This is a genomic window from Streptomyces sp. NPDC093544, assembly GCF_040683495.1.
Classification (GTDB): domain Bacteria; phylum Actinomycetota; class Actinomycetes; order Streptomycetales; family Streptomycetaceae; genus Streptomyces.
On sequence record NZ_JBFBEA010000013.1, the window covers coordinates 84,366 to 91,893 of the forward strand.

General features: G+C 69.5%; 5 protein-coding genes and 1 riboswitch. Of the genes, 2 read left to right on the top strand and 3 right to left on the bottom strand.

Annotated elements, in window-relative coordinates; all coding sequences use genetic code 11:
* Complete coding sequence (locus tag AB0N66_RS21040) at positions 1-1,068, bottom strand: NlpC/P60 family protein (protein ID WP_365437057.1); 1,068 nt, start codon at positions 1,066-1,068, stop codon at positions 1-3.
* 402 nt (positions 1,069-1,470) lie between these two features.
* Here AB0N66_RS21040 and AB0N66_RS21045 point away from each other — a divergent pair, with 402 nt between their 5' ends.
* The gene (locus tag AB0N66_RS21045; protein ID WP_365437060.1) at positions 1,471-1,824 is read left to right on the top strand and encodes a hypothetical protein; all 354 of its coding nucleotides are present in this window, start codon (positions 1,471-1,473) and stop codon (positions 1,822-1,824) included.
* On the opposite strand, the gene AB0N66_RS21050 is transcribed toward AB0N66_RS21045, so the two are convergent.
* Positions 1,802-2,779, bottom strand: coding sequence for a tellurite resistance/C4-dicarboxylate transporter family protein (locus AB0N66_RS21050; protein ID WP_365437063.1), 978 nt, complete (start codon positions 2,777-2,779; stop codon positions 1,802-1,804). The two genes, AB0N66_RS21045 and AB0N66_RS21050, sit on opposite strands and share 23 nt — an antisense overlap.
* A gap of 151 nt (positions 2,780-2,930) precedes the next feature.
* Positions 2,931-4,082, bottom strand: coding sequence for an NlpC/P60 family protein (locus AB0N66_RS21055; RefSeq protein ID WP_365437066.1), 1,152 nt, complete (start codon positions 4,080-4,082; stop codon positions 2,931-2,933).
* A 7-nt stretch (positions 4,083-4,089) separates the two neighbouring features.
* Positions 4,090-4,261: riboswitch (cyclic di-AMP (ydaO/yuaA leader) on the bottom strand.
* Between the two features lie 462 nt (positions 4,262-4,723).
* Between AB0N66_RS21055 and pcrA the strand changes: the two genes are divergently transcribed.
* Positions 4,724-7,219: a DNA helicase PcrA gene (gene pcrA / locus AB0N66_RS21060; protein ID WP_365437068.1), complete on the top strand. Its 2,496-nt coding sequence runs from the start codon at positions 4,724-4,726 to the stop codon at positions 7,217-7,219.
* Positions 7,220-7,528 lie beyond the last annotated feature (309 nt).

Here is a 7,528-nt window from a genome sequence, read left to right on the forward strand (position 1 = left end):
TCACACCACCCGGGCAGCCCCGGCGAACGGCATCTGGTCGATCGGAGCCAGTCGCACCGGCACGCTCGGGTTGGGGGCGTGGATCATCTGGCCGTTGCCCACGTAGATGCCCACATGGCTGATGCCCGAGTAGAAGAACACCAGGTCGCCCGGGAGAAGTTCGGAGCGGGAGACGCGGCGGCCGGCGTTGATCTGGGAATAGGTCGTACGGGGAAGCGCGATGCCCGCGGCGCGGTACGCGGCCTGGGAGAGGCCGGAGCAGTCGAAGGCGTCGGGCCCGGTGGCACCCCAGACGTAGGGGCTGCCGAGCTTCCCGTAGGCGTACGAGACGGCGGCTGCCGCACGGGAGTTGGGGGCGGCGACGGAACCGGCCTGGGCTGCCGGGTCGGTCAGGTCCCGCGTCGAGGAGCGTGAGGCGCGGTCGCCTGAGTCGCCGGTGCCCTCGGCCTGCGCGCGCTCTTCGTCGCTGAGTCGACTCAGCAGCTGCCGCGCCGCATCCAGCTTTCCGTTGACCGTCTTCTTGTGCCGCTTCAGCTCCGCCTGCCGCGACTTGAGCGAGGTCAGCTCGACATGCGCTGCCCCGCGCAACTGGGCGATCTCCCGCAGCTGTTGACGTACGCGATCCACGGCCGCCGCCTGCCTGCTGCCCGCCCGTTCGGCGAACGCGGCCCCTTCCAGGTACTGGCCGGGATCGTCGGAGAGCGCGAGTTGCAGCGCCGGGTCGAGGCCGCCGCTGCGGTACTGCGAGGCGGCGATCGAACCCAGTGCGTCGCGCGCCGAGTTCAGGCGTTCCTCCTTGCGTGCCGCCTCGTCCTGGAGTTTGTCCAGCCGTTCCGCAGCCTTGCCGGCCTTCTCCTTGGCGCCGTTGTACTTCTCGGTGGCGACCTCCGCCTCCTCGTACAACTTGTCGACCTTGGCCTTCACCTGCGCCGTCGACAGCTGGGGCTCGGCGTACCCTGTCCCGTCGAAGGCGGTGGCCGTCGCCGCGCCCGCGAGGGCGATCGTGGCGGCTGTGCGGACCTTGCTTCCGCCGAGCGAGCGCTGCCTGGGCTTGCGGTGCGCTGCCACGAGGGCCCACATCCTTCCGTACGGCCGCCGGAGCAGGAGCCCGGCGGTCAGCGGTTACGCGTCCGGCGGCGGCCCACACAGGGGGAGCGGGCCGCCGCCGGACCTTCTCGGCGGTGGTGTCCGGTTGCCGCCCCTGGCCAGGGCGGCGATGGGGAGCCGGGCACCTGGTGGAGGACGCTAAACCTGAGCGTGAGGGCTTGGTAACGCCATGTATGCAATTGGCGCCACTGGATCACTTGATGACCGCAAATGACCGTAATTCCGGTCTGGTGCCGCTGACTTCACAGGGTGTGATGACCGATGTGGCGAATCCGGGACAACCAGACGTGCGCCGGTGCTATGGGTTACAGGGGGTGGGCCGGTGACAAGAGGGACCGGGGTGCATGAATAGGCTCCGGTCTCATGGACGTACTCATCCATCTCTTCGTCGGCCTGCACATCATCGGCATCGCCTCGCTCCTCGGTGGCTTCCTCACCCAGATGAAGGCGATGGGCCGGGGCACGGCCCGTTTCGTCCCCGCGATGCTGCATGGCGCGCTGACCATGCTGGTCACGGGCGTCGTGCTGGTCGGCCTCAACCAGGCGGACGATCAGTCGGTCAACAACATCAAGATCGGCGTGAAGCTGGCGCTGCTGATCGTGATCCTGGGGCTCGTCTATGTGAAGCGCGACGACGAGAAGGTGGAGAAGGGGCTCTTCGGGCTCGTCGGGCTGCTGACGACGGCGAACATCTTCATCGCGGTGTTGTGGACCTGATTCCGCGCGGTGCCGCGGACCTGACGGCTCCGGCCGCCACCACCAGCCAACCGGCCACCGCGATCCACAGCAGCACCTTTCCCAGCCCGTCGAGCCACGTGACGTCCAGGGCGGTCGAGACCACCAGGGCCGCCACCGCCGTCATCCCCATGGGGAACACGGTCGCCCAGCGCCGCACGTCGTAGCGAAGGCGCGGCCGGGCCAGTTCCGCGACGGCCAGGACGCAGTACCAGGCGAGGCCGAGGACGAGCAGAGCGGTGGTGACGGCGCGCAGGACGCCGTTGTCGTCGTCGTTCCACAGGTACGCGTCGACGTTGTGCGCCGCGACGAGCCTGGCCCCGGCCAGCGCCGAGATGGCGAGCGCGCCGACCGCGATCCAGTGGTCCCCGGCGCCCCTGACCACCTCCCTGATGTCGAAGTACGTGAACGCCACCCCGTAGAGCACGATCCCGAGCCAGAACAGCACCAGCGCGGCATGCGCGAGCCAGTCCGCGCCCACGGCCGCGGCGAGCGTGGCACCCAGCACCGAGAGCCCCTGCGTGGCCACGCACACGAGGAACACCCCGCCCGGCATACGACGACTCCAGTGCCGTACGACGACGAAGAGCAGCACCGGCCACAGCACGGCCGACAGCGCCAGCAGGGCCTCGGCGAGCTCCTGCCACCCCAGCGCGGACAGCCGCAAGCCGAGGATCGTGGTCGCCGCGACGGCGGTGAGCCCGGGGGGCGTGCTCGCCTCCGCCGCCCAGCGCGTCCGATCCCGTACCAGCCGTACGGCGAAGTCCGCGGCGAGCGCGAGCCACGCGGCGGACGCCAGGGCCAGTGCGGCACGGGACAGCGTCTCGTAGCCGGTCAGATGCAACCCGACCGAGACGATGCCGGTCGCCATGACGGCGGCACCGGCGGCGGGCGGCCGCTCGGCCCACCAGGCGCGGAGCTGGGAGATGGCTGACATGGGCCCGATGCTAAGGATCTTCGGGCGGGTTGCCCGTGGGGCACGCGCGCGTGGGGATTAAGGCGATTAAAACGTGGGGCACGCACGCGTGGAGCACGAAAACGTGCTCCACGCGTGCGTGCCCCGTGAAAGGTGTCGGGCGGGCGATGCGTTACGCGGGCCGTACCACGCTGTGGATGGCCGCCTCGCCGTCGTAGAAGATCGACTCCTCGCGGACGTACGCGCCCGGCTTCGGGGCGTGGATCATCATGCCGTTGCCTATGTAGAGGCCGACATGGCTGACGTCGCCGTAGAAGAAGACCAGGTCGCCGGGCTGGGCGTCGGTGAGGGAGACGGTCGTGCCGGCGGTCACCTGGTCGTAGGTGACGCGCGGGAGGGTGACGCCGGCGGCCTTCCACGCGGCCTGGGTGAGGCCCGAGCAGTCGTACGAACCGGGGCCGGTGGCACCCCAGACGTACGGCTTGCCGACCTGTGCGCGGGCGAACGCGACGGTCTTGGCCGCTTTCGTCGTGTACGCGGAGTCGGCGGTGGTGGCCGAGCCGGTGGTGCCGGTCGTCGCGCTCGACGACGACTCCTGGGCCGCCTGTGCCGCGGCGTCGGCGGCCGCCTGCTGCTGCGCCAGCTCCGCGGCCTTGCGCTCGGCCGCCTTGCGCTGCTCCTCCTCGATCGCGGCGAGCCGCGCCTTCTCGTCCGCGGTCAGCTGCGAGAGCAGCTCGCGTGCCTTGGCGAGCTTCTGCTGGACGTCGGTCTTGGACGCCTGGAGGGCGTTCTGCGACGTGGTCAGCGTCTCCAGGCTCTGGGAGGCCTCCGTGCGCGTCTCGGCGGCGGCGGCCTGCTCCGTGACGTAGTCGTCGACGGCCACCTTCTGGCGGTCGGTAAGACGGCTCATCAGCTGGGTCTGGTCGAAGTAGTCCTGTGGGTTGTCGGCCAGCAGGAGGGAGGCGGTGTCGGGGGCGGCGGCCCCGGTGCGGTACTGCGCCGCGGCGTACCCGCCGAGCTCCTCACGCGCGGTGTTGAGCTTTTCGGTGCGCTGGGCGACGTCGTCGAGGAGGGTGTCGACCTTCTTGCGCTGCTTGGTGGTCTTCTCCTTGGCCGCGTTGTACTTGTCGGTGGCCGACTCCGCCTGCCGGTAGAGGTCGTCGACCTTCTTCTCGACCTCTTCGAGGCTCGGCTTGGACTCTTCCGAAGGCGCGGCGTTCGCCGTCTGGGAGAGCAGGGCCACCGAAGTGAGGGCCGCTGTGGCGAGAGCGGGGGCCGTACCCGCCACGCGCGAACCCGAGAACCATTTGCGTTGCGACGCCAAGGGAGGCGACTCCTTCCATCATCCGCCTACCGGGTTAGCTGTCGGGTTCGGGCGGGTGGTTCGGAAGGGTTGCCCTACGGTCCATGCCCGACAAGGCAGTTGGACCGATTCACCCCAAGTTCGGTGGGTCCCCGGTTCCGGCTGCCACGAGGGCGCACCGAATTCGGCGGAGGCCACCGCGGCCCGGCGACGTTCGCCGGTGGGGGTCGGGTGGCCTGATCAGCACGCTAGCCAACTCGTGCGGCTTCTGTGAAGGTTGATGTTCGAAATGCCCGATACGTTTTCGTGACCTTAGTCATGTGCTTCGCTGATCGTCGTCAATTCGGAGGGATATGGGGCGAGTTGTGCGGAGTGGCAACGTGAGGGCGTACGAACCCGCAGGTTTGCGGTTCTCGGCGGGCGGTTCCGCGGACCCGTACGGCGGGAAGGTGCACGTCTCGGTCTGGTTGGCCTGGCGGTCGCTGACTGTGATGGCTCGGTTCTGGAGGGATACGAAGGGTGGCGCGGTGCTGGAGGGGCACGAAGGGTGGAGGGCGGCCGGCTCTCGAGGATCCTCGGTCGCTGAGCATCGTCACGAGTTCCGGTCGAGATTTTCGGGGTGGCGGCGGGGTGTCAGTGGGGCCGCCTAGACTCGGAGAGCGATGAGCAGCCTCTTTGATGACAGCTTCCTGGCGGACCTCAAGCCCTCGGGGGCTCACGAGGAAGAACCCCCGCCGCCGCCCGAGGACGGGGCGGCGGAGCAGCTTCCGGACGACCTGTTCGGCGGCCGCTTCGACGTGCCGCCGAGCCGGGACGCGTACTACCGCGACGGCGCCCCGCGCCCCGTCGTGGACGCGGCCGCGCTCCTGGACGGGCTGAACGAGAACCAGCGGGCGGCCGTGGCGCACTCCGGCTCCCCCCTGCTCATCGTGGCCGGCGCGGGTTCCGGCAAGACCCGCGTGCTCACGCACCGGATCGCGTATCTGCTGGGCGAGCGCCAGGTCCACCCCGGCCAGATCCTCGCGATCACCTTCACCAACAAGGCCGCGGGCGAGATGAAGGAGCGCGTCGAGCACCTCGTCGGCCCGCGCGCCAACGCGATGTGGGTGATGACCTTCCACAGCGCGTGCGTACGGATCCTGCGCCGCGAGAGCAAGAGGCTCGGCTTCACGTCGTCGTTCTCGATCTACGACGCCGCCGACAGCAAGCGGCTCATGGCCCTGGTCTGCCGTGACCTGGACCTCGATCCGAAGCGCTTCCCGCCGAAGTCCTTCAGCGCCAAGATCTCGAACCTGAAGAACGAGCTGATCGACGAAGAGGACTTCGCCGCCCAGGCCACCGACGGCTTCGAGAAGACTCTCGCCCAGGCCTACGCGATGTACCAGTCGCGGCTGCGCGAGGCCAACGCGCTCGACTTCGACGACCTGATCATGACGACGGTCAACCTGCTCCGCGCCTTCCCGGACGTCGCCGAGCACTACCACCGCCGCTTCCGGCACGTCCTCGTGGACGAGTACCAGGACACCAACCACGCGCAGTACGCCCTGGTGCGCGAACTCGTCGGCACCTCCGAGCACCCCGTGGACGTCCCGCCCAGCGCGCACGACCTGCCGCCCGCCGAGCTGTGCGTCGTGGGCGACGCCGACCAGTCGATCTACGCCTTCCGCGGCGCGACCATCCGCAACATCCTCCAGTTCGAGGAGGACTACCCGAACGCGGCGACGATCCTCCTGGAGCAGAACTACCGCTCCACCCAGACGATTCTCAGCGCGGCCAACGCGGTCATCGAGCGCAACGAATCCCGCCGCCCCAAGAACCTGTGGACGAACGCCGGCGCGGGTTCGAACATCACCGGTTACGTCGCGGACACCGAGCACGACGAGGCCCAGTTCGTCGCCGACGAGATAGACCGTCTCACCGACGCGGGCGACGCCAAGGCGGGCGATGTCGCGGTCTTCTACCGTACGAACGCCCAGTCCCGTGTCTTCGAAGAAGTCTTCATCCGCGTCGGCCTGCCCTACAAGGTCGTCGGCGGCGTCCGCTTCTACGAACGCAAGGAGGTCCGGGACGTCCTTGCGTACCTGCGGGTGCTGTCCAACCCGGAGGACTCCGTCCCGATGCGCCGGATTCTCAACGTCCCAAAGCGCGGCATCGGCGACCGTGCCGAGGCGATGATCGACGCGCTCTCGCAGCGCGAGAAGATCAGCTTCCCGCAGGCGCTGCGACGCGTGGACGAGGCCTACGGGATGGCGGCTCGCTCCACGAACGCGGTCAAGCGGTTCAACACGCTGATGGAGGACCTGCGGACGATCGTGGAGTCGGGCGCGGGTCCGGCCACCGTCCTGGAGGCGGTACTCGAACGCACCGGCTACCTCGCCGAGTTGCAGGCGTCCACCGACCCGCAGGACGAGACCCGGATCGAGAACCTTCAGGAACTCGCCGCCGTGGCACTGGAGTTCGAGCAGGAGACCGGTGAGGGCGAGACTCCGGGCGGGCTCTCCGCCTTCCTGGAGCGCGTCGCGCTCGTCGCCGACTCCGACCAGATCCCCGACGAGGAGGACGGCAACGGCGTCATCACCCTCATGACCCTGCACACCGCCAAGGGCCTTGAGTTTCCCGTGGTGTTCCTGACGGGCATGGAGGACGGCGTCTTCCCGCACATGCGTGCGTTGGGACAGGTCAAGGAGCTCGAGGAGGAGCGGCGCCTTGCGTACGTCGGCATCACGCGCGCGCGGGAGCGGCTGTATCTGACGCGGTCGTCCATGCGCAGTGCTTGGGGGCAGCCCTCGTACAACCCGCCGTCCCGCTTCCTGGAGGAGATCCCGGACGCGCACCTGGAGTGGAAGCGCACGGGCGCGATGGGTCCCGCCTCGTCGAGCCCCGTTTCGGGTGTGGCGGCTTCGCTGTCGTCGTCGCTGTCCTCCTCGCGTTCGCGGTCCGCGGCCTCGGGCGCCTCCGGGTTCGCGACGCGTCGCGGTATCGCGGAGAAGCCGGTGGTGTCGCTGGCGGTCGGAGACCGGGTCACGCACGACCAGTTCGGCCTGGGCACGGTCGTCGAGGTGAAGGGGACGGGCGCGAACTCCGAGGCGACGGTCGACTTCGGGGAGCCGAAGCCGAAGCGGTTGCTGCTGCGGTACGCGCCGGTGGAGAAGCTGTAGGTACGGGGGCGGGGCGGGGCGGGGCCCGGTGGTGACGTCGTTCCACGCGTCAGGCCCAGGTGGAGGCTAGACGGGGGCCAGTCGGCTACGTCGGGTCGGCGGGATCTGGCGGCTGCGGGGCTCTGCCGGGTACGGGCGGGTCCGGGCCGGGGGTGTGGTGAGCTGGGGCGGGCCAGGCGAGGCTCTGCCGGGTACGGCGGGTCCGGGCCGGGGGTGTGGTGAGGTACGGCGGGGCCTGGTGGGTTACGTCGGGTCCAGGCCGGGGGTGTGGTGAGGTAGGGCGGGCCCAGGCGGGGGCTAATCGGCTAC

Coding starts and splice junctions, on each gene's coding strand:
- pcrA (WP_365437068.1), top strand. CDS start 4,724: ATGAGCAGCCTCTTTGATGACAGCTTCCTGGCGGACCTCAAGCCCTCG.
- AB0N66_RS21045 (WP_365437060.1), top strand. CDS start 1,471: ATGGACGTACTCATCCATCTCTTCGTCGGCCTGCACATCATCGGCATC.
- AB0N66_RS21050 (WP_365437063.1), bottom strand. CDS start 2,779: ATGTCAGCCATCTCCCAGCTCCGCGCCTGGTGGGCCGAGCGGCCGCCC.